This window comes from Roseovarius nubinhibens ISM (assembly GCF_000152625.1).
GTDB lineage: Bacteria > Pseudomonadota > Alphaproteobacteria > Rhodobacterales > Rhodobacteraceae > Roseovarius > Roseovarius nubinhibens.
Genome location: NZ_CH724156.1, coordinates 1,030,498 through 1,051,623, shown reverse-complemented (window position 1 = coordinate 1,051,623; position 21,126 = coordinate 1,030,498). Strand labels below are relative to the sequence as shown.

Here is a 21,126-nt window from a genome sequence, read left to right as displayed (position 1 = left end):
GGTTGGTTCTCCGCGTGGCACCCCCGGCCCGAAGGGGCAGGCAGGGCAGGGCCGTGGCTCACGGAGTGCGGGGAAGGGGGGCGGGCAGACCCGCCCCCGGCCCGGCTCAGGAGAGGCCGAATTTCAACAGCTTGATCGCTTTGAAATCGCTGACATCGCCGCCGATGCGCTTGGTCGCATAGAACAGGACATGCGGCTTGGCGCTGAACGGGTCGCGCAGCACCCGCAGGTCGGGACGCTCGGCCACGGTATAGCCCGCGCCGAAATCGCCAAAGGCCACGGCCATCGCGTCTGTCGCGATATCCGGCATGTCCTCGGCGATCAGCACCGGATAGCCCAAGAGGCGCGCAGGCTCTCCCGCCGCGAGACCGTCGGACCACAGGAAGCGGCCATCGGCATCCTTCATCTTGCGGATGGTGCCCGCCGTTTTCGAGTTCATCACGAAGCTCGCATTGGCGCGGTACTCGGCGCCCAGCGCATAGACCAGATCGACGATCTCATCGGCGCTGGTGAACCCGCCCGCCGTGCCGGTCGGCACATAGCCGAGATTGCCCCAGCTCCAGACGTCATTGTCCACCGTCGGTTTGGTCAGAAAGCCGGTGGGCTTGTCGATGCCGTCGCCGCTGACAAAGGCCGCGGCTTCGGCGCGGGCGAACTTTTCGGCGATCCGCCCGGCAAGCCAGGTTTCCACGTCAAAGGCGCTGTCGTCGAGCAGACGCTGGCTGGCCTTGGGCAGGGCGCTCAGCTCATGCAGCGGGATGGTGATCCGGTCGATGGTCGGCGTGCCGGTCTCGGTGGTGCTGCCGGTCTCGGTGGCCCAGCCATGGCCCATCTCGCTATGGTCGACGAGCACGTCGAACGAGGTGGCCTCGACCGTCACCACATTGGCAATCGCCCGGATCGACGCGGTCGACGACAGGGTCGACCGGATCGTCTCCGAGGTCTGCGGATCGACGAGATAGCCGCCATCGCCCGCCACCGCGCTCGACATCGCCTTCCCCTCGAGCTCGATCCCGCGCAGCCCGTCGTCATCGCCATTGCGCAGATAGGTGCCAAAGGCCTTGAGATGCGGGGCACCCGCGTCATGATCCATTGCCAGCGCAGGGCGCGCCGCGGCCAGTGTCTTGCGTTCCATCATGGTCAGTTTCTCTTCCTGTTGCTGAAGCTTGCTGTCGAAATCGGCCCGAAACTCGGCGAGCCCGGTGAGGAAATCCGCCATCGCGGTTTTCACCTCGGTGACCGCGGACACACCCGTCCCGGCCCGAGAAGTCGTCTCGGTATCTGTCATCATCTCATCCTGTGTTCTGGTGGTGGTCGTGGTCCCCGGCGCTAGATCCGCGCCAGTCTCTGCCGCGCACCCCGAAGGGTCCGGGCCAGCTCACGCAGATCCTGGGGATCGGGCGCATCGCCCTTGGCCCCAAGCCGCGCGCTGGGCAGCATCGGAAAGGTCACCAGCGACACTTCCCAAAGCTCCAGCTCGTGCAAGTGCCGTTGGCCCTTGCTGTCCTTGGTGGCGCGCCGGGTGCGATAGCCGATGCTGAGCCCGTCGATGGCCCCCGCCCGGATCAGCTCGGCCGCCTCCCGCGCCCGCGCCACCCCCTCAAGAAGCCGCCCCTTGACGAACAGCCCCCGCGCATCCTCGCGCACCTCGTCCCAGAGGCCGATGGGCTGGGCCGGGTCATGCTGCCAGAGCATCTTGACCTGCCGCCCCTCCGCCGCGAGCCGCGCCAGCGACGCCGCATAGGCCCCCGGCTCGACAATGTCGCCGCCTTGATCGGCCGCGCCGAAAAAGCTGGCATAGCCCGCGATCCCGAGGTCCTGACCCAGCGCCAAATCGTCACTAAACCGGCGAAACTTGTGTTCGAGCCCGCCCCTATTGCCGTTCTCTACCTGCATCCGTCGTCTCCTTCTCGCCACCGCTCAGGCGGCCCAGATATTGCCCTGCACCAAGAGCGACATGACCCCGCCCAGAATGCCCGCGATGATCAGCCAGACCAGCCGCGCGATATGTCCTTCGATCCGGTCGAGCCGCCGGTCGATCCCGTCAAACCGCGCCTCCATGAACTTGCGCTTTTCGGCCGCCACCGCCCGGTCGGTCTCGATCGCGGCGAGCATCGCCTCGGCCTGCGCGATCCGCTTCTCGAGATGGCGAAACATCGCCTGGCTGCTCTCAAAGGGGATGTAGGCCAGCGTTGCCTCGGCCGGGGCGCGCTCGCCCGTCACGCCTCCTCCTCCTCGGCAGGCAGGCCAAGCAGCGCGCGTTTCTCGGCCCGGGTCAGGAACTCGGCCCCCGCCACCCGCGCCCAGAGCGCATCGCGCTCGCCCGCCAGCGCCGGCACCTGATCGAGATCGGGACAGAGCCGCGCCACCTCGGCGCCAAACCCGGTGAGCCAATCCGACAGGCTCGCCGTGACCCGCTGCGCCAGCGGCAGCACGGTCTGACGGTAAAACGCCCGGTTGGCCTCCTGGTAATTGGCATAGGTCGCGTCGCCCGGAATGCCCAAGAGCATCGGCGGCACCCCATAGGCGAGCGCGATCTCGCGCGCGGCGCTTTCCTTGGTTTTCTGAAACTCCATGTCCGAGGGGCTGAACCCCATCGGCTTCCAGTCGAGCCCGCCTTCAAGAAGCATCGGCCGCCCGGCGTTGCGCGCGCCCTGATGGTGGCTCTCCATCTCGCTCACCAGCCGGTCATATTGATCCGGGCTGAGGCTGCCATGGCCCTCGGCCCCGCGATAGACAATCGCCCCCGAGGGCCGCGCCGCATTGTCGAGCAACGCCTTGGACCAGCGGCTCGCGCTGTTGTGCACATCGACCGCCTGCGCCGCCGCTTGCAAGGGCGAGAGACCATAATGGTCATCCTGCGGATGAAAGCTCTTGAAATGGCAGATGACAGGCGGGCCGCTGCGCGTGTCGAACCGGTGTTTCGACCCGCCCACCGCATATTCATAGCCCATCGGCCAGCCATCCGGCCCGGGGATCACGCTCATCCGGTCCGAGCGCAGCACATGCAGCTCCTGCGGCAGACCGCCCGCCGCCTCATCCGCGCCCACCGCCTCGAGATAGGCATTGCCGGTGAGCAACAGCTGACCATAGAGCGCCTCAAGAAGCTCGGCCCGCCCCTGCGCCGGGTTGGGACGGCGCATCAGGCTGAGGATCGGGTGATCGGCATAGCGCGCACAGCTGTCCTGCAACACCAGCGGCAGCGCGGCGGCGGCCTCGGCCACCATCTTGACCGACCGAAACCCCACCGGATTGCCGGCAAACCCGTTGCGGGTGAGGCTCACCGTATCGCGCGGGCTCCAGGCCACGCGTCCAGCCCCAGTCCAGGCTCCGGGCCAAGCCATGACCGGCCCGGCGGCGCTTGCCTTGCTCTCGGTGGGGCGGGCGGCGCTGGCGGTCGCATCGGGGCCGCTGGCCGTCTGGCGAAGAAAGTCGAGGATCATGCTTGGCTCCTTGTTCCGGCCTGTTGGACTGGCCCTGCCGTCTCCGGCTGTGTCGCGTCTGGGTCTCAGCAGACCCTGAAAAGTTTAAGAAATGTGAATCACACCGCACGCACCCTCGGGTGCCGCCATTTCGCCGCCGGCGCGATGACCAGCTCATGCAAGGCCCAGACCAGCGCATCGGCCCGGTCCGGGCTGCCCCGTCCCTCATAGCCGCGCGTCGTCATCGCCCGCATCTGATCCTCGAGCCGGTCGAGCCCGGCCATGTGATGCACCCGCCCCTGCTCATAGAGCGCCGCCACCGGCTCGGCCCGGGCCTGTTTGCCCCGGCTCGCATGGACACCCCGGAACGGGATTAGCGGATCAATCTGGCGCAGCACCGTCTCGACGAGATCGCCGCCCTGATTGACTTCGGCGACCATCTTGTCGGCGCCGAATTCCTCCATGGCGCGGATCGCCGCCCCGGCCCAGCCGGTGGGGCTCATCCCGCTCACCGACCGATCGGCCAGCACATAGGCCCGCCACTCCTGCACCGGCCCGCTTTGATCGACGCCCGCGACGATGATGCCGCATTCATCCGACCCGGCATGGCCCGTCACCGGCGGATCGACCGCCACCACGATGCGGCTCAGCTCCGGCAGCTTGCTCACCCGCGCCGCATCGAGCGCGGCGAGGCTCCAGAGCGCGCCTTCCGCCTCTTCGAGCAAAATCCCGTCAAGCTCCTGCCGCCCCAGCCGCGTGCCGACATAGCGCGCCCGCACCTCGGCGAGAAAGCTCTCGGCCAGATGCGCCCGGTTGGCCTCGGTCGGGGCTTGCGTCACCACGGTGCTCGGGGCTGCCAGCACATCCTTGAGCACGCCTACATTGCGCGGCGTGGTGGTCACGCAAATCTGCGGATCGTCGCCCAGCCGCAGCGCGAATTGCAGCATGTCCCATGTCGCCCGCGCCTTCTTCCACTTCGCCATCTCGTCGAGCCAGGCGCCATCGAACTGCGGCCCGCGCAGCGCCTCGGGATCATGCGCCGAAAACACCGCCGCCTCGGCCCCGTTGGGCCAGACCAGCCGGCGACGGCTCGCCTGCCATTCCGGGCGACGATCGGGGGGCGAACAGGCCAGAATGCCGCTCTCGCCAAAGATCATGACCTCGCGCACCTGATCGACCGTCTCGCCGACAAGGGCAATCCGGCGGCACCGCCCCGGCGCGCCGGGCGTCGCACCCTCCACGGCGGCGCGCACCCATTCGGCCCCGGCCCGCGTCTTGCCCGCGCCACGCCCGCCCATGATGGCCCAGGTCTTCCATTTACCTTCCGGCGGCATCTGATGCGGCAGCGCCCAGAACTCGAAAAGATAGGGCAGCGCGAGGATTTCCGCGTCACTCAGGCTGTTGAGGAACCTCTCCTGCCGCACAGGCCCGCCGGAGGCGATCCAATCGGCACCCGATCGAATGCCGTGCTGCGTCGAGGTCGAGCGCCGTTGCGGCACTGGTGTCTGTGTCTCGTGTCTTGCGTCTTTCAAGGTCCGCCTCCGCTTCAAAGGCAATGCGCAACCATTGCCGTATGTCCGAAATCAACCGCCCCGAGTTGCCCAGGATTTCGGGCGGCCCGTCGCGCAGCTTGCTCTGTATCCGTTCCAGGTCCCGGGTCATGTCGCTGAGCTGTTGCTCCAGCCGCCGGATCGAGGTGCTGAGCCCCAACCCGTCATCGCCATATGCCTGTGTCGTCATGCCTGTTCGTCGCCTCCTGTTGCTTCGGAGCGTTCAGTGGGATCAGCCTCCCCCTCAGGCGTCAGGATTTTGTTAACCCTCCGTACGCTGGGCGGCGCTGGGGCTGGGCCGGGGTTTTGGGACGGTCTCGAACGGCCCAAAATCCACACTGTCGTAATACCGACGCGATACCGACGTGCTGCCGACAGGACATTTCGGGGCGTTTTCGGCCAAGGCGCACCGCCGTCCTGCCGCCGTGATACCGACGCAAAACCGACCCTCCATTTCGCCATAGTTCTGGCTTTCCAACCCGCGGTGATCTGGCTAGAAATTTGTCATGACACTTGCCCCCGCCGATCCCGCCTTCCGCGCCCGCCTCGCCGCCGAACTCCCCGCCTCCGCCTTCCGCGAGCCGGCCCCGCATTACGTCGAAGAGCCCCGTGGCCGCTGGCAGGGACAGGCCGGGGTGATCGTCGCCCCCGCCTCCACCGAAGAGGTCGCCACAACGCTCCGCATCGCCCATGCGGCGGGCGTCGGCGTGGTGCCCTATGGCGGCGGCACCGGGCTGGTCGGCGGACAGGTCATGCCGGAAGGCCCCGCCCCATTGGTGCTGAGCCTCGAGCGGATGACCCGCGTCCGCGCCCTCCACCCGAGCGAGAACACGATGATCGTCGAGGCCGGCGCCATCCTGTCGGACATCCATGACGCCGCCGCCGGGGCCGACCGGCTCTACCCGCTGAGCCTCGCGGCCAAGGGCACCGCCCGGATCGGCGGCATCCTGTCGACCAATGCGGGCGGGGTGAATGTGCTGCGCTATGGCAATGCCCGCGACCTCTGTCTCGGGCTCGAGGCGGTGCTGCCCGACGGCACGATCTGGCACGGGCTCAAACGCCTGCGCAAGGACAACACCGGCTATGATCTGCGCAACCTGCTGATCGGCGCCGAGGGCACGCTCGGGGTGATCACCGCCGCCGCGCTGCGCCTCGTCCCGGTGCCCGCAGGCGAGGGCACGGCGCTGATGGCGGTGCGCGATCCCGATGCCGCGCTGGCGCTGCTCGACATGGCTCAGGCGCAGATGGGCTCGGGGGTGAGCGCCTTCGAGATCATCCACCGCCAAGGGCTCGATTTCCTGCGCCAGACCCTCCCCGACGTGCGCCAGCCGCTCGACGAGCCGCCGGAATGGTCGGTGCTGATCGAAGTCGGGCTGCCGCGCGGGCTCGACCCGGCCGAGGCGCTCGAGACGCTCTTCGCCGAAGGCTTTGAGGCCGGTCTCGTCCATGATGGCGTGGTGGCCCAGTCCCAGGCCCAGCGCGACGCGCTTTGGGACATGCGCGAACATATCCCCGAGGGCAACCGCCGCATCGGCGCCATCGCCTCGCATGACATCGCCCTGCCGCTCGGCGAGCTGCCCGAATTCATCCGCCGCGGCGCCGCGCTGGTGGCGGATCTCGGCCCCTACCGGATCAATTGCTTTGGCCATCTCGGCGACGGCAATCTGCATTACAACATCTTCCCGCCCGAGGGCGAGAGCCGCGACGCCTACCGCGCCGAGGCCCCCGCCATCTCGCGCGCACTGCATGATCTGGTGGCCGAGCTCGGCGGCTCGTTCAGCGCCGAACACGGCGTCGGACGGCTCAAGGTGGGCGATCTCGAACATTACGGCGACCCGGCCAAGCTCGCCGCCATGCGCGCCATCAAATCCGCCCTCGACCCGCGCGGCATCATGAACCCCGGCGCCGTACTGCGCCTGCCCGAGAGCTGAGCCGTCCCAAGGTCTGAGCCTCTTTCAGACCCTGCCCCAAGAGCTGACCAAAAAAAACGCCGGGGCAGGGCCCCGACGCTTTACTGCTCGTTAAAGCTTTTGCGGCTTACTTCCAGTTGACCTCGTTGAAGATCGCCTGTGCCTTGGCGGCATTATCCCCGAACGACGCGGTGTTGGTCGCCGTGTCGGGAATGAAGAAGCCCAGGCGCGCGGTGTCCTCGTCGAGGCCCACACCCGGAACCGCCGGGTATTCGTTGTTCTGGCTGGCGAAATGCTGCTGCGCAAATTCGCTGGTTAGGAATTCGAGAAAGGTTTTCGCGGCCTCGGCATTCGGGGCCGATTTCGTCATCGCAGCAGCGGCGAGGTTGAGATGCGCGCCACGGTCGCTCTGGTTGGGCCAGACCCAGCCAATACCGTCGATGCCCGAGGTCAGACCTTCGACATCCTTGTCGTAGCCGCGCAGGAAGTAATAATGGTTCGCCACGGCGATATCGCATTCGCCCGACACGAGACCGCGGAGCTGATCGGTGTCGCCACCTTCAGGGTCACGCGCCATGTTGGCAACGATCCCGGCGGCCCAATCCTTGGCAGCCTCTTCGCCATTGGCTTCGATCAGCGAGGCCAGCAGCGATTGGTTGTAGATGTTCTTGGACGAGCGGATGCAGATCTGGCCTTTGAGGCTCGGATCGGCCAGCTCTTCATAGCTGCGCGGCGGGTTCTCGACGCGGTCCTTGGCGTAGAAGATGATGCGCGCGCGCTGCGACACGCCGAACCACATGTTCTCCGGGTCGCGCAGGTGCTTGGGCACGGCATTGGCGATCACGTCGGACTCCACCGCTTGCAGGACGCCAGCCTCTTCGGCGCGGCCCATGCGGCCGATGTCGACGGTGATGAACACATCTGCGGGGCTGTTGTCGCCCTCGGCGCTGAGCCGCGCGATGAGCTCGTCGGCCTCGCCTTCGATGCGGTTCACGGTGATGCCGGTTTGCTCGGTGAACTTGGCATAGAGCGCATCGTCCGAATCGTAATGGCGGCTCGAATAGACATTGACCTCGTCGGCCATTGCGGTGGTGCCAAGGGCGGCCAGTGCAACAGCAGCGCTGGCACGGCGGGCGAAAGTCAGGCAGTTCATAGCGATTCCTTGCTTTTCCGACTAAAATACTCGGAACCCTCTCTGGAGAGTCCGACTAATTTAGTCAAGTCAATTCCCGCGGGGCGAAATCACATATCTGCCCTTGGCATGGGATGCTGGGGCCCGCATATGTGACAACGCTGCGTAAAACTTGCGCGGAATGAAAAGCTTGCCCATGCTGGACGCAGTAGAGATCGCGCGGCAACGACCGCGCAGGGGAGGAGATTAGGATGAGTTTCACGACACGTCAGGACGTGCTCGATATCGAGGCAGAAGGCAGCTGGGATCAGCTCGACAACCCGCGCACGCTCTATCAGATGCTGCGCAACACCGCCGAGGCCTTTCCCGACCGCCCCGCCATCAGCTATCAGCTCATGTCGGGCCCCAAGGACCCCGCCGAAACGCTGAGCTGGTCCGAGTTCCACGCCAAGGTCTGTCAGGCCGCGAACCTGTTCCGCAGCCTCGGCATCGGCGAAAACGACGTCGTGGCCCTGGTCCTGCCGAACAGCATGGAAACCGCCATTGCCACCATCGGCGCGGCGGTGGCCGGGATCGTCAACCCGATCAACCCGCTGCTCGACGCCGAACAGATCGGCGCCATCCTGCGCGAAACCAACGCCCGCGTCGTGGTCACCCTGCGCGCCTTCCCCAAGACCGACATCGCCCAGAAAACCGCCCTTGCCGCGGCCCAGGCGCCCAATGTCAAAACCGTGCTCGAGATCGACCTCAACCGCTACCTCAGCCCGCCCAAGAGCTGGATCGTGCCGCTGATCCGGCCCAAGGTGCCGGGCCCGCGCCCCGCCGATTGCCGCGATTTCAACAAGGAAATCGCGCGCCAGAACAAGAGCCTCGATTTCGCCGACAGCGCCGGCGACCGGGTCGCCGCCTATTTCCACACCGGCGGCACCACCGGCATGCCCAAGGTCGCCCAGCACCGCTATGACGGGCTCGTCTACAATGGCTGGATCGGGCATAAACTGCTCTTCACCGAGCATGACAATGTCATGTGCCCGCTGCCGCTCTTCCACGTTTTCGCCTGCCATGTGATCTTGATGGCGATGATCAAATCCGGCGCGCATGTGGTCTTTCCGACGCCTGCGGGCTATCGCGGCGATGGCGTTTTCGACAATTTCTGGAAGCTCTGCGAGCGCTGGAAAATCAGTTTTGTGATCACCGTGCCCACCGCCGTGTCGGCCCTGATGCAGCGCCCGGTGGATGCCGACCTTTCGACCGTGCGCAACGCCTTTTCCGGCAGCGCGCCGATGCCGCTCGAACTCTTCAAACGGTTCGAGAGCGCGACCAACATGAAGGTGATCGAAGGCTATGGCCTGACCGAGGCGACCTGCCTTGTGTCCTGCAACCCGCCCGAGGGCGAAAAGAAGGTGGGCTCAGTCGGGGTGCCCTTCCCGCATACGGATGTGAAGATCGTCAAGAACACTCCCAACGGCCCGGTCGAATGCGCCGCCGACGAGGTGGGCGAGATCTGCATTTCGAGCCCCGGCGTCTATGCCGGCCACACCTATACCGAGGCCGAGAAAAACGCCGATCTCTACTATTTCGACGAATATCTGCGCACCGGCGATCTCGGTCGGCTCGACGGCGATGGCTATCTCTGGATCACTGGCCGGGCCAAGGATCTGATCATTCGCGGCGGCCATAACATCGACCCCGCGGAGATCGAAGAGGCGCTGATGGCGCATGATGCGGTCGCCATGGCCGGGGCCATCGGTCAGCCCGACGCTCATTCCGGCGAACTGCCCTGCGTCTATGTCGAACTGGTCGAGGGGGCCGAAGCGACAGAGGCCGATCTGGCCGAGATCTGCAAAACCCATGTCAAGGAACGCGCGGCCCTGCCCAAGCATATCGAGATCCTCGACGAGCTGCCCAAGACCGCCGTGGGCAAGGTGTTCAAACCCGATCTGCGCAAGCGGGCGATCACCCGGGTCTATGACGCGGCGCTGGCCGAGGCCGGGGTTGCGGCGCGGGTGGCCGAGGTCATCGACGACAAGAAGCGCGGCCTCGTGGCGCGGCTCGAGGCGACCGGCGACGGTGCGGATGACGCGGCTGTGAACGGGGTGCTCGGTGCCTTTACCCGGCCCTGGGAATGGAAAACCGACTGAGCTCGGCCACTTCAAACCAGACATGAAAAAGCCCCCGGCGCCGCATGGCTCCGGGGGCTTTAATCTTGTGGCGTGACGCCTGAGGCTTAGCCCAGCGCGTCCGAGCAGCGTTTGCAGGTGTCCGCATGTTTATGCGTGCCGACATCGGGCAGGATCTTCCAGCAGCGCTGACATTTGCCGCCTTCGGCCTTCTCGAACACCACGGTGATGCCGTCGGTCTCGGGCATGCGGAAGGCTTCCGACGGGCTCGGGTCCTTGGTCAGCGAGATGTCCGAAGTGATGCAGATATCCTCGAACGGCACCGATTTCAGGATCGCCAGCGTTTCCGGTTCGCGCACATGCACCACCGGCGCCGCCTCGAGCGACGAGCCGATGACCTTCTCGGTCCGCTGCACTTCGAGCGCGGCGGTGACGACACGGCGGGCGCGACGCACCTGCGCCCATTTCGCCGCCAGCGGCTCGTTGAGCCAATCGGCGGGGGTGGCCGGCATGTCGATGAGATGGACCGAGCTCTCGTCACCGGGGAAGCGCGACAGCCAGACCTCTTCCATGGTGAAGACGAGGATCGGCGCGAGCCATGTGGTCAGACGGTGGAACAGTAGGTCGAGCACGGTGCGCGCGGCCCGGCGTTCGGCGCTGTCGCCATCGCAATAGAGCACGTCCTTGCGGATGTCGAAATAGAAGGCCGACAGATCGACGGTGCAGAACTGGAACAGCGCCTGGAACACGCCCTGGAAGTCATAGGCGCCATAACCCTTGCGGACCTTGTGATCGAGCTCGGCGAGACGGTGCAGCACCCATTGTTCGAGCTCGGGCATGGCCTCGGCCTCGACCCGGTCGCTCTCGTCGAAATGGGCCAGCGCGCCGAGCATGAAGCGCACCGTGTTGCGCAGACGGCGATAGCTGTCGGCGGTGCCTTTGAGGATCTCCGGCCCGATCCGCTGATCGGCGGTATAGTCGGTCTGGGCCACCCAAAGGCGCAGGATGTCGGCGCCATATTGGTCGACCACCTGCTGCGGCACGATGGTGTTGCCGATGGATTTCGACATCTTCAGGCCCTTTTCATCGAGCGTGAAGCCATGGGTCACCACGTTGCGATAGGGCGCGCGGCCGGTGGTGCCCACCGACTGCAGAAGCGACGAATGGAACCAGCCCCGGTGTTGGTCGGTGCCTTCCATATAGACATCGGCGATGCCATCCTCGGTGCCGTCCTCGCGGTCGCGCAGCACAAAGGCATGGGTCGAGCCGCTGTCAAACCAGACGTCGAGAATGTCAAAAACCTGATCGTAATCCTCGGGGTTCACGATGCCGCCGAGGAACCGTTCCTTGGCGCCGTCCTGATACCAGACATCGGCGCCGTCGACCTCAAAGGCCTCGGCGATGCGGGCGTTGACCTCGGGGTTGCGGAGCAGGAAATCCTCCTCGGTGGGCAGCGCGCCTTTCTTGGTGAAACAGGTGAGCGGCACGCCCCAGGCCCGCTGACGGCTGAGCACCCAATCGGGGCGCGCCTCCATCATCGAATAGAGCCGGTTGCGGCCGGTGCGCGGCACCCAATTCACATTGTCGATCTCGGTCAGGGCGCGTTCGCGGATGGTCTTGCCATGGGTGTCGAGCCCATCGCCCACCACCTTGTCGATGGCGGCAAACCACTGCGGCGTGTTGCGGTAGATCACCGGCGCCTTGGAGCGCCAGCTATGCGGATAGCTGTGCTTGATCTTGCCACGCGCCAGCAGCCCGCCGACCTCGACCAGCTTGTCGATCACCGTCTTGTTGGCATCGCCCTCGCCGCCCTTGCGGTTGAGGATGTATTTGCCGCCAAAGAAGGGCAGGCCGGGCCGGAAAGACCCGTCGTCGAGCACGTTATAGGTGATCACCTGCTCGAGCATGCCGAGATCGCGGTAGAGCTCGTATTCCTCCATCCCGTGCGAGGGCGCGCAATGGACGAAACCCGTGCCTTCGGTGTCGGTCACGAACTCCGCCGCGCGGAAGTCGCGAAGGTCATCCCATTCGCCCTCACCGCCTTCGGCCCCGGCCAGCGGGTGCTGCAGCGAGAGACCGGCGAGCTCGTCCGTGGTGACGTCGCGCAGGCGTGTCCATTGATCATCGCCAAGACGCGCACGGCCAAAGACATCGGCGGCCAGATTGTCGGCCAGCAGATAGCGGTCGCCGACATTGGCCCAGCATTCGTCGGGCGTGCCAGTGACCTCGTAGAGCCCATAGGCAATGTCCTTGCCATAGACCACGGCCTTGTTCGACGGAATCGTCCAGGGGGTGGTGGTCCAGATGACGACCTGTGCGCCATCGAGATCGCCGCCATTCACGACCTTGAACTTCACCCAGATGGTAAAGCTTTCCTTGTCGTGATACTCGACCTCGGCCTCGGCCAGCGCGGTCTTTTCGATGGGCGACCACATGACGGGTTTGGACCCCTGATAGAGCGTGCCGTTCATCAGGAACTTCATGAACTCTTCGGCGATCACCCGCTCGGCGTGGAAATCCATCGTGAGATAGGGTTTTTCCCAATTGCCGGTGATGCCCAGACGCTTGAATTCCTGACGCTGCACATCGACCCATTCATCGGCGAACTTGCGGCATTCGGCGCGGAAATCGTTGATCGGCACCTGATCCTTGTCGCGGCCCTTCTTGCGGTATTGTTCCTCGATCTTCCATTCGATCGGAAGCCCGTGACAATCCCAGCCGGGGATGTAGCGCGCGTCAAAGCCCATCATCTGATGCGAGCGGACGATCATGTCCTTGATCGTCTTGTTGAGCGCGTGACCGATATGCAGGTGGCCGTTGGCATAGGGCGGGCCGTCATGCAGGGTGAAGGGCTTGCGCCCCTCGGCCTGACGCAGGCGGTGATACACGTCGAGCTTTTGCCAGCGGGCGAGCCATTCCGGCTCGCGCTTGGGCAGGCCCGCGCGCATCGGGAAATCGGTTTCGGGCAGGTTCAGGGTGTCTTTGTAGTCGGGCGTCTGGGTGTCAGCGGCGCACATTGGACGGCGTCCTTCGGTTCGATAGGTCGGAGGGTCAGGTCTGGGGCGGCGCGGAAAGGTCCATACGCCTTGTCCCGGCGGCTCGTCTGGATCAGAGCGCCGGGCAGGTAATTCGAATAATGATCGCGTCTATCCGCAACATGAGGGCGTTATAAAGTGGCGGTTGGGCGGCGTCCAGACCGCGTTTTCGGGCGCGGGTTATTCCCCCGCGCCGCTGCCCGATTTGCTGTCGAGCCAGGCCAGCAAGAGCCGCGCCTGATCGTCGAGCCAGAGCCGGAAACTGTCGACTTGGGCGACGTAGGCATCGACCTGATCGGCCGCTTGCGGGACGTTTTCCTTGATCATCGGCGCCAGCATATAGGCCAGCAGGCCAAGCCCGGCGAGGATGAGGATCAGAAAGAAGCCAAAGCGAAAACCGCCGCGTTTGCGGGGCGGCAGGGCCGGATAGTCATCTTCGTTGAAACTGCCCGCCGCGGCCTCGCCTTCGGAGCGCAGGGACGAGTTGATTTCGTCGATATCGGGCAGCAGGTCGCGGCGCGAGGTCGGGTCGATTGTGGCGCTGGCGATTTCGGCGTCATCCTCGGGGTCCGGTTCGCCGCGCAGGCGGGCCATGCGGGTGCGGGCCTCGCGGGTGCGGCGGCTGGTCTCGTCCTCGTCGTCGAGGCCGAGCTCTGGCTGGGTCTCGAGCCGGGCGCGTTCTTCGGCGCGGGCGCGGCTTTCGCGTTCGGCCTCTTCTTGCAGGATGCCGCGCACCTCGGGATCGATGGCGCGGCGGGGCTGGCCGGCGAGGGGGGCGTCGCTCGCGGCGGCGTCGTGATCCTCGGGCTCTGGGTCCTGCCACATGTCGCGGGCGATGTCTGCGTCGCTGTCCTCTTCGGAGGCGAGGGGCGAGCCTGCGGCGGCGGCGGTGCCGCGGCCGAGGTCGGGCAGGTCGTCCTCTTCGTCATCGAGGGCCGTGTCGTCATAATCGTCGGCGTCCTGAGACGGATCGTCCTGCGGGTGATCGGCGGTTTGCGGCAGGTGATCAGGGTGGTGCTGAAACCATGTATCCCCGCAATTGGAGCATTGCACGTCGCGTCCCGCTTCGGGGATCACGTCGTCAGGCACCTCATATGTCGCCTCGCAATTGGGGCAGGTCAGTCGCATGAAATCACCTGTCTGAACCTCTTGGCCGGTCCCGTTGCCCGGGCCGTCTTGTCCTTGCCAACACCATAAGGTGTAAAGGATTGGCGGAAAAGAGCAAAGGATTTGCGACCCCCGATTGCAAGAGGCGCGGCTCTGAGGCATTTAGGAAACGGGCAGGATGGGAAAGGGCGCGTGTGATCGAGCTTGAAAATGTGGCCTATAGCTATGGCGGGGGCGAGTTGCTCAGCGACATATCGCTGCGACTGCAGCCGGGGTCTTTCCATTTCCTCACCGGGCCTTCGGGGGCCGGGAAAACCACCTTGCTGAAGCTGTGCTATGGCGCGCTGTTTCCGACGGCGGGGCAGGTGCAGTTGTTTGATCGGGACGTGCGATCGCTTGATCGGGACGACATCGCGCTGGCGCGGCGGCGGATCGGGGTGGTGCATCAGGATTGCCAGTTTCTCAACCATCTCAGCGTCGAGGAAAACATCGCCCTGCCCCTGACGGTGTCGGGGCGCGATATGCTCAATGAAGGGGCCAACCTGCGCGAGCTGGTGAATTGGGTCGGTCTCAAATCGCGGGCCGAGGCGTTGCCGCCAGAGCTCTCGGGTGGGGAACGGCAACGGGCGGCGCTGGCGCGGGCGGTGATCATGTCGCCCGATGTGATCCTCGCCGACGAGCCCACCGGCAACGTCGATTGGGAGATGTCGCAGCGGCTGTTGCGGCTGTTGATTGAGCTCAACCGGATGGGCAAGACGGTGATGATCGCGACCCATGACCTCGGGTTGATCCGCGCCGCCAAGAGCCAGGTTCAAGCGCGGGTGCTGCGCATCTCAAACCGGCGGCTGCAATTGGCGGGGGCGGATCTGTGAAAGAGCTCTTTGGTCAATTTGTTGAACGTTTCTCGGGGCTTATCATTGGTGATAGCCAGGCGGACCGGGTGGTGCCGCCGACCGGGTTTACCGCTTGGTTGACGCTTTTCAGCGCCGGGGCGATGGCCTTTCTCGCGGTGTTTGCGCTGGCCTTGTCGCTGGCCACGTCGCGGCTGGCGGATCGTTGGGGCGACGAGCTGGCGCGGGCCTCGACGCTGCGGATTTCGGCCCCTGAGGGGCAGATCCAGGCGCAGACCGATGCCGCGCTCAAGGTGCTCAAGACGACGCCGGGGATCGCCTCGGCGCGGACGCTCACCAGTGACGAACAAAAGGCCCTGCTCGAGCCGTGGTTCGGCCCCGATCTGCCGGTCGAGCGGCTGCCCATTCCGCGGCTCATCGAGATCATCGAAGAGGGCGACGGCTATGACGCGGACGGGCTGCGGCTGCGGCTCTCGGCGGAGGCACCGGGGGCGGTGCTCGACGATCATACGCGCTGGCGCAAGCCGCTGATCTCGGCGGCGTCACGGCTGCGGCTGCTGGGCTGGCTGTCGCTTCTCCTGATTGGCGGCACGATGGCGGCGATGATCACGCTGGCGGCGAATGCGGCGCTCTCGGCCAATGCGCAGGTGATTTCGGTGCTGCGGCTGGTGGGGGCCACGGATGGCTATATCGCGCAGGCGTTTGAGCGTCGGTTCACCCTGCGCGGGCTGATGGGGGCGGGCGTCGGCATGATCGCCGGGGTGCTCGCGACGCTGATCCTGCCGAGCACGGATGTGGCGGGCGGGTTCCTGACCGGCCTTGGCTTTCAGGGTTGGCATTGGCTCTGGCCGCTGTTGATCCCGCTTCTGGCGGGCGCGGTGGCCTATGCGGCGACCCGGGCGGCGGCGCGGCGGACGTTGGAGAATATGGCATGAGCTATGCGGTCCAATGGCTGCGGTCGCTGATCTATGTGATGCAGATCTATTTCATGATGCTGCCCATCGGGGTTGTGTACCTGCCTTGGGCTCTGCTCAGCCGCCGCGGCGCGATTGGCGCCTGCAAGGCCTGGTCGCGCTGGGCCATCTGGTCGGCGCGCTGGATGGTGGGCATTCGCACCGAGGTGCGCGGCACGCCACCGCAAGGTGAGGTCATGATCGCGGCCAAGCATCAATCCTTTCTCGATATCATTCTCATCTTCATGTCGATCCCCGCCGGCAAGTTCATCATGAAGCGCGAATTGGTCTATGCGCCGATCATCGGGCAATATGCGCTCAAGCTGGGCTGTGTGCCGGTGGATCGCGGCAAGCGCAGCCAGGCTATCAAGAAGATGGTTAACGATGTCGAAAAGGGCCGTGCCGCGCCCGGGCAGCTCATCATCTATCCGCAGGGCACGCGCATTCCGCCCGGGGTCAAGGCACCCTATAAGGTCGGAACCGCCGTTTTGTATCAAGAGCTTGGCCAGCCCTGCGTGCCGGTGGCAACGAATGTGGGCCTGTTCTGGCCGAAGCGGGGGATCTATCGCAAGCCGGGGTTGGCGGTGGTGGAATTCCTACCCGAAATCGCGCCGGGCAAGAGCAAGGAGGCCTTTATGGCCGAGTTGGAGCAGGCGGTGGAAGGCGCGTCGGAGCGGCTGGCGCGCGAGGCAGGGTTCGAGGGCTAGGCGATGACGGAGTGGGTTGAGGATATTGCGACGCTCGAGGCGATCTATGGGACGCCGGGCGCGGCCTCGATCCGCAAGGTGGCGCATCGGATGACGCCGCTCTATCGCCAGTGGATCATGGCGTCGCGGTTTTGCGTGCTGTCGACCGTGGGGCCGGAGGGCACCGACGGAAGTCCGCGCGGCGACGATGGCCGGGTGGTGACCGAGCTCGATGATCAAACCCTGCTCATGCCCGATTGGCGGGGCAATAACCGTATGGATTCGCTGCGAAATATCGTGACGGATGACCGTGTGTCTCTGATGTTCATGGTGCCGGGATCGACCAATGTGGTGCGTATCAACGGGCGGGCGCGGATCAGTGTCGATGCGGCGCTCTGTGACCGGTTCGAGGACCGGGGGCGGCGGCCGAGATCGGTGATCGTGATCCGTATCGGCGAGATCTATAGCCAATGCGCGCGGGCGGTGATGCGGGCCGGGCTCTGGGGGCCGGATGAGAGCGCGGGCCTGCCCAGTATGGGCGATATTCTGGCCGAGCAGACCGACGGGGAAGTGGGGGGCGCGGCCTATGATGCAGCCTGGCCCGAGCGCGCCGCCAAGAGCCTGTGGTGAGGCCCGCGTTAACCACGATTTGGGACGTCGGTATCCTGTCGGTATTACGGCAGCAAGACGACAGTGGGTCTTTTCGCCACAGCGGGTCGCGTTAACCTTTGCACATCGGGCATGAAACAGCGGGCATGAAACAGCGGGCATGAAAAAGGCGGGCATGAAAAAGGCGCCGGAGGGGATCCCCGGCGCCTGATGTCGTTTTGCGGGGCGGGATCAGCTGTGGATCGCGCCGTCGCCACAGGCCAGCGCCGCCTCGCGCACCGCCTCGGAATAGGTCGGGTGGGCGTGGCAGGTCATGGCGAGGTCTTCGGCGGAGGCGCCGAACTCCATCGCGACGCAGACCTCGTGGATCAGGTCGCCGGCGCCCGGGCCGATGATGTGGCAGCCAAGGATGCGGTCGGTGTCCTTGTCGGCCAGAAGTTTCACGAAGCCGTCGCCCGCAAAGACCGCCTTGGCGCGGCCATTGCCCATGAAGGAGAACTTGCCGACCTTATAGGCGCGGCCTTCTTCCTTGAGCTGGTCCTCGGTCTTGCCGACGGTGGCGACCTCGGGGTGGGTGTAGATCACGCCGGGGATGACGCCATAGTTCACATGGCCCGCCTTGCCGGCGATGACCTCGGCGGCGGCCATGCCTTCGTCCTCGGCCTTGTGGGCGAGCATCGGCCCGTCGATCGCGTCGCCGATGGCATAGATGCCCTTGACGTTGGTCTGCCAGTGATCGTCGGTCTTGATCTGGCCGCGCTGGGACATCTCGACGCCGAGCGCCTCGAGCCCGAGACCGTCGGTATAGGGTTTGCGGCCGGTGGCGACGAGCACCACATCGGCGTCGAGCACATGTTCGCTGTCGTCCTTGCGCAGCTTGTAATGGACCTTGGCCTTGGTCTTGGTGGCCTCGGTTTTCTGCACGGCGGCGCCCATGATGAAAGACATGCCCTGTTTCTTGAGCATGCGCTGCACGGTTTTCTGCACCTCGGCATCCATGCCGGGGGTGACCGCGTCGAGATATTCGATCACCGTGACCTCGGAGCCGAGGCGGGCATAGACCGAGCCCAGTTCGAGCCCGATGACGCCGGCGCCGATCACCACGAGTTTCTTGGGCACCTTGGGCAGTTCCAGCGCGCCGGTGGAGGTCACGACGATTTTCTCGTCCACCTCGACACCGGGGAGCGAGGCGGCCTCGGAGCCGGAGGCGATGATGATGTTCTTGGCCTCATGGACCTCGTCGCCGACCTTGACCTTGCCCGCTTCGGGGATCGAGCCCCAGCCCTTGAGCCAGTCGATCTTGTTCTTTTTGAAGAGGAATTCGACGCCTTTGGTGTTCTGGCCGATGACGTCGTCCTTATAGGCGAGCATGCCGGGCCAATCGACCGAGGGGGATTTGCCCTTGAGCCCCATCTTGGCGAAGTTGTGTTCCGCCTCATGCAGCATATGCGAGGCGTGCAGCAGGGCCTTGGACGGGATGCAGCCGACGTTGAGGCAGGTGCCGCCGAGCGTGTCGCGGCCTTCGACGCAGGCGGTTTTCAGTCCCAGTTGCGCGCAGCGGATGGCGGCGACATAGCCGCCGGGGCCTGCACCGATTACGATGACGTCATAGCTTGCCATTGGGTTTGGTCCTTTTGTCAGTGGCGGGACGGGGGGCCAGCCCCCCGAACCCCCCGGGATATTTCGCGCCAGAAGATGCGGCGTTGGGCGGCATCATAGCAGCGCGGCGAAGAGCATGGCCATGGTGGCGAGAAACCCCACGGCCCAGACCAGCGAGCGCCAGGGGCGCAGGCCGAAGTAATAGGCGGGCACATAGGCCAGGCGGGCGGCGAGGTAGATCCAGGCGCAGGCGGCGGTGAAGGCGGTGGACTGGCCCGAGAGGGTGGTGACCAGCACCGCGATGGTGAAGAGGATGAGCCCTTCGAAATGGTTGGTGAGCGCCCGTTGCAGCCGCCCGCCATGGATCGAGAGCGGCCGCGAGGGTTCGCGGTCGCGGGCCGACATGGCATAGCCCGGGCCCACGTCGAGATTGGCCTGCACCGAATAGGCGAGGAATTGCAGCCCCTGGAGGAGGGCGGCGAGGGTGAGGGCGTTGAGCTCGGGGGTCATTGGGGGGTCTGAGCCTCCTCACGGGAGGGCGTGAGACGCCCTCCCAGGGTCGGGCGTTGCCCGATGTCACGAGACCTGCGCAAGGATCAGAGATCCATCAGCAGGCGGCGGGGGTCTTCGAGCGCTTCTTTGACGCGGACGAGGAAGGTGACCGCGCCTTTGCCGTCGACGATGCGGTGGTCATAGCTCAGCGCCAGATACATCATCGGGCGGATTTCGACCTTGCCGTTGATCGCCATCGGGCGGTCCTGGATCTTGTGCATGCCAAGGATGCCCGATTGCGGCGGGTTGAGGATCGGCGAGGACATCAGCGAGCCGTAGACGCCACCGTTGGAGATGGTGAAAGTGCCGCCCTGCATTTCCGCCATGGAGAGCTTGCCGTCGCGGGCGCGGGCGCCTTTTTCGGCGATGGCCTTTTCGATGGCGGCGAAGGACATGCTGTCGGCGTCGCGGATCACCGGCACGACGAGCCCGGTGGGGGTGCCGGCGGCGATGCCCATATGCACGAAGTTTTTATAGACGATGTCGGTGCCGTCGATTTCGGCGTTGACCTCGGGCACTTCTTTGAGCGCGTGGCAGCAGGCCTTGGTGAAGAAGGACATGAAGCCGAGTTTGACACCGTGTTTCTTCAGGAACAGGTCCTTGTACTCGTTGCGCAGCGCCATGACCTCGGTCATGTCCACCTCGTTATAGGTGGTGAGCATCGCGGCGGTGTTCTGGCTGTCCTTGAGGCGGCGGGCGATGGTCTGGCGCAGGCGGGTCATCTTGACCCGTTCCTCGCGGGCGGCATCGTCGGCCGAGACGGCGCGCGGGGCGGCGGGTGCTGCAGGGGCCGGGGCCGAGGCGCTGGCTCCTGTGGCGGCACCGGCGGCGGCGGCGCGGGCCACGTCATCCTTCATCACGCGGCCGTCGCGGCCGGTGCCGGTGACCTGGTCGCGGTTGAGACCGGCCTCGGCCATGGCCTTTTTGGCGGAGGGCGCGTCTTCGACATCCGAGCGGCCAGAACCAGAGGCGGCAGGGGCCGGGGCCGCGTCGGCGGCGGAAGCCTCGGGGCGGGTGTCGGGGGTGATGGTGCCATCGGCCGAGCCGGAGAGCACCGCGAGACGGCCATTGGCCTGCACGGTGTCGCCTTCTTGGGCCAAGATTTCGACGATGGTGCCAGCCGCCGGGGCGGGGACCTCGACCGAGACCTTGTCGGTTTCAAGCTCGCAGAGCATTTCGTCCTGGCTCACGCTGTCGCCGACCTTTTTGAACCAGGTGGAGACGGTCGCCTCGGTCACGGATTCGCCAAGCGTCGGCACCATGACATCGGTGTTGCCTTTGGCCGCGTCGCCACCGGAGGCGGGTTTGGCGGCGGGGGCGTCATCCTTGGGCGAGCCCGTGTTGCCGGCGGGTTTGGCATCGCCCGCGACGATGGTGGCGAGCAGGGCGTCGACGCCGACGGTGTCGCCTTCGGCGGCGACAATCTCGCCCATGGTGCCAGCGGCGGGGGCGGGCACTTCGACGGTGACCTTGTCGGTTTCCAGCTCGCAGAGCATTTCATCCTGCGCCACGGCATCGCCCGGTTTCTTGAACCAGGTGGCGACGGTGGCTTCGGTCACGGATTCGCCCAGCGTGGGGACGCGAACTTCGGTGCTCATGA

General features: G+C 65.6%; 17 protein-coding genes. 6 read left to right on the top strand and 11 right to left on the bottom strand.

Annotation, left to right across the window (positions count from 1 at the left end):
• Nucleotides 1-106: 106 nt before the first annotated feature.
• From ISM_RS05110 to ISM_RS05090, 5 genes are all read right to left on the bottom strand, one after another.
• Nucleotides 107-1,288, bottom strand: a complete 1,182-nt coding sequence (locus ISM_RS05110) for a phage major capsid protein (RefSeq protein WP_040618334.1) — start codon at nt 1,286-1,288, stop codon at nt 107-109.
• Between the two features lie 41 nt (nt 1,289-1,329).
• Nucleotides 1,330-1,896 carry an HK97 family phage prohead protease gene (locus tag ISM_RS05105; RefSeq protein WP_009813054.1) on the bottom strand — a complete coding sequence of 189 codons (567 nt, stop codon included), beginning with the start codon at nt 1,894-1,896 and terminating at the stop codon, nt 1,330-1,332.
• 24 nt (nt 1,897-1,920) lie between these two features.
• Nucleotides 1,921-2,223: a hypothetical protein gene (locus ISM_RS05100; protein ID WP_009813053.1), complete on the bottom strand. Its 303-nt coding sequence runs from the start codon at nt 2,221-2,223 to the stop codon at nt 1,921-1,923.
• Nucleotides 2,220-3,443, bottom strand: coding sequence for a phage portal protein (locus ISM_RS05095; protein WP_009813052.1), 1,224 nt, complete (start codon nt 3,441-3,443; stop codon nt 2,220-2,222). Before ISM_RS05095 ends, ISM_RS05100 begins: the two co-directional genes overlap by 4 nt.
• 98 nt (nt 3,444-3,541) lie before the next feature.
• On the bottom strand, nt 3,542-4,885 hold the full coding sequence (locus ISM_RS05090) for a DNA-packaging protein (protein ID WP_050754170.1): 1,344 nt from the start codon (nt 4,883-4,885) through the stop codon (nt 3,542-3,544).
• Between the two features lie 593 nt (nt 4,886-5,478).
• On the opposite strand from ISM_RS05090, the gene ISM_RS05080 reads away from it, so the two are divergent.
• Nucleotides 5,479-6,903, top strand: coding sequence for an FAD-binding oxidoreductase (locus ISM_RS05080; RefSeq protein WP_009813050.1), 1,425 nt, complete (start codon nt 5,479-5,481; stop codon nt 6,901-6,903).
• Nucleotides 6,904-7,009: 106 nt separating this feature from the next.
• Here the strand turns inward: ISM_RS05080 and ISM_RS05075 are convergent, their stop codons facing one another.
• Nucleotides 7,010-8,035: a Fe(3+) ABC transporter substrate-binding protein gene (locus ISM_RS05075; RefSeq protein ID WP_040617866.1), complete on the bottom strand. Its 1,026-nt coding sequence runs from the start codon at nt 8,033-8,035 to the stop codon at nt 7,010-7,012.
• A 230-nt stretch (nt 8,036-8,265) separates the two neighbouring features.
• Between ISM_RS05075 and ISM_RS05070 the strand changes: the two genes are divergently transcribed.
• On the top strand, nt 8,266-10,155 hold the full coding sequence (locus ISM_RS05070; RefSeq protein ID WP_040617865.1) for an acyl-CoA synthetase: 1,890 nt from the start codon (nt 8,266-8,268) through the stop codon (nt 10,153-10,155).
• 86 nt (nt 10,156-10,241) lie between these two features.
• Here the strand turns inward: ISM_RS05070 and ileS are convergent, their stop codons facing one another.
• Both ileS and ISM_RS05060 read right to left on the bottom strand, forming a co-directional pair.
• The gene (ileS, locus tag ISM_RS05065; RefSeq protein ID WP_009813047.1) at nt 10,242-13,151 is read right to left on the bottom strand and encodes an isoleucine--tRNA ligase; all 2,910 of its coding nucleotides are present in this window, start codon (nt 13,149-13,151) and stop codon (nt 10,242-10,244) included.
• 198 nt (nt 13,152-13,349) lie between these two features.
• Nucleotides 13,350-14,297: a zinc-ribbon domain-containing protein gene (locus ISM_RS05060; RefSeq protein ID WP_040617864.1), complete on the bottom strand. Its 948-nt coding sequence runs from the start codon at nt 14,295-14,297 to the stop codon at nt 13,350-13,352.
• 173 nt (nt 14,298-14,470) lie between these two features.
• Between ISM_RS05060 and ISM_RS05055 the strand changes: the two genes are divergently transcribed.
• From ISM_RS05055 to ISM_RS05040, 4 genes are read left to right on the top strand one after another with little or no spacing between them, the layout of a single operon-like run.
• Entirely contained in the window at nt 14,471-15,148 is a 678-nt protein-coding gene (locus tag ISM_RS05055) for a cell division ATP-binding protein FtsE (RefSeq protein WP_009813045.1), read from the top strand.
• The gene (locus ISM_RS05050) at nt 15,145-16,062 is read left to right on the top strand and encodes a cell division protein FtsX (protein ID WP_009813044.1); all 918 of its coding nucleotides are present in this window, start codon (nt 15,145-15,147) and stop codon (nt 16,060-16,062) included. Before ISM_RS05055 ends, ISM_RS05050 begins: the two co-directional genes overlap by 4 nt.
• Nucleotides 16,059-16,787, top strand: coding sequence for a lysophospholipid acyltransferase family protein (locus tag ISM_RS05045; protein WP_009813043.1), 729 nt, complete (start codon nt 16,059-16,061; stop codon nt 16,785-16,787). Before ISM_RS05050 ends, ISM_RS05045 begins: the two co-directional genes overlap by 4 nt.
• A gap of 3 nt (nt 16,788-16,790) precedes the next feature.
• A complete protein-coding gene (locus ISM_RS05040; protein ID WP_009813042.1) occupies nt 16,791-17,396 on the top strand; it encodes a pyridoxamine 5'-phosphate oxidase family protein in 606 nt (201 codons plus the stop codon).
• Nucleotides 17,397-17,606: 210 nt separating this feature from the next.
• Here ISM_RS05040 and lpdA read toward each other — a convergent pair whose 3' ends face one another.
• The 3 genes from lpdA to odhB all read right to left on the bottom strand — a co-directional run bounded on the left by lpdA (nt 17,607) and on the right by odhB (nt 21,124).
• The gene (gene lpdA, locus ISM_RS05035) at nt 17,607-18,995 is read right to left on the bottom strand and encodes a dihydrolipoyl dehydrogenase (RefSeq protein ID WP_009813041.1); all 1,389 of its coding nucleotides are present in this window, start codon (nt 18,993-18,995) and stop codon (nt 17,607-17,609) included.
• Between the two features lie 93 nt (nt 18,996-19,088).
• Complete coding sequence (locus ISM_RS05030; RefSeq protein WP_009813040.1) at nt 19,089-19,484, bottom strand: MAPEG family protein; 396 nt, start codon at nt 19,482-19,484, stop codon at nt 19,089-19,091.
• A gap of 86 nt (nt 19,485-19,570) precedes the next feature.
• Complete coding sequence (gene odhB / locus ISM_RS05025; RefSeq protein ID WP_009813039.1) at nt 19,571-21,124, bottom strand: 2-oxoglutarate dehydrogenase complex dihydrolipoyllysine-residue succinyltransferase; 1,554 nt, start codon at nt 21,122-21,124, stop codon at nt 19,571-19,573.
• Between the last annotated feature and the right edge of the window lie 2 nt (nt 21,125-21,126).

What these genes read in the sequence shown, in the direction of transcription:
- ISM_RS05110 (WP_040618334.1), bottom strand. Translation starts at nt 1,288, where the DNA reads ATGACAGATACCGAGACGACTTCTCGGGCCGGGACGGGTGTGTCCGCG.
- ISM_RS05105 (WP_009813054.1), bottom strand. Translation starts at nt 1,896, where the DNA reads ATGCAGGTAGAGAACGGCAATAGGGGCGGGCTCGAACACAAGTTTCGC.
- ISM_RS05095 (WP_009813052.1), bottom strand. Translation starts at nt 3,443, where the DNA reads ATGATCCTCGACTTTCTTCGCCAGACGGCCAGCGGCCCCGATGCGACC.
- ISM_RS05080 (WP_009813050.1), top strand. Translation starts at nt 5,479, where the DNA reads ATGACACTTGCCCCCGCCGATCCCGCCTTCCGCGCCCGCCTCGCCGCC.
- ISM_RS05075 (WP_040617866.1), bottom strand. Translation starts at nt 8,035, where the DNA reads ATGAACTGCCTGACTTTCGCCCGCCGTGCCAGCGCTGCTGTTGCACTG.
- ISM_RS05070 (WP_040617865.1), top strand. Translation starts at nt 8,266, where the DNA reads ATGAGTTTCACGACACGTCAGGACGTGCTCGATATCGAGGCAGAAGGC.
- ileS (WP_009813047.1), bottom strand. Translation starts at nt 13,151, where the DNA reads ATGTGCGCCGCTGACACCCAGACGCCCGACTACAAAGACACCCTGAAC.
- ISM_RS05060 (WP_040617864.1), bottom strand. Translation starts at nt 14,297, where the DNA reads ATGCGACTGACCTGCCCCAATTGCGAGGCGACATATGAGGTGCCTGAC.
- ISM_RS05045 (WP_009813043.1), top strand. Translation starts at nt 16,059, where the DNA reads ATGAGCTATGCGGTCCAATGGCTGCGGTCGCTGATCTATGTGATGCAG.
- ISM_RS05040 (WP_009813042.1), top strand. Translation starts at nt 16,791, where the DNA reads ATGACGGAGTGGGTTGAGGATATTGCGACGCTCGAGGCGATCTATGGG.
- lpdA (WP_009813041.1), bottom strand. Translation starts at nt 18,995, where the DNA reads ATGGCAAGCTATGACGTCATCGTAATCGGTGCAGGCCCCGGCGGCTAT.
- ISM_RS05030 (WP_009813040.1), bottom strand. Translation starts at nt 19,484, where the DNA reads ATGACCCCCGAGCTCAACGCCCTCACCCTCGCCGCCCTCCTCCAGGGG.
- odhB (WP_009813039.1), bottom strand. Translation starts at nt 21,124, where the DNA reads ATGAGCACCGAAGTTCGCGTCCCCACGCTGGGCGAATCCGTGACCGAA.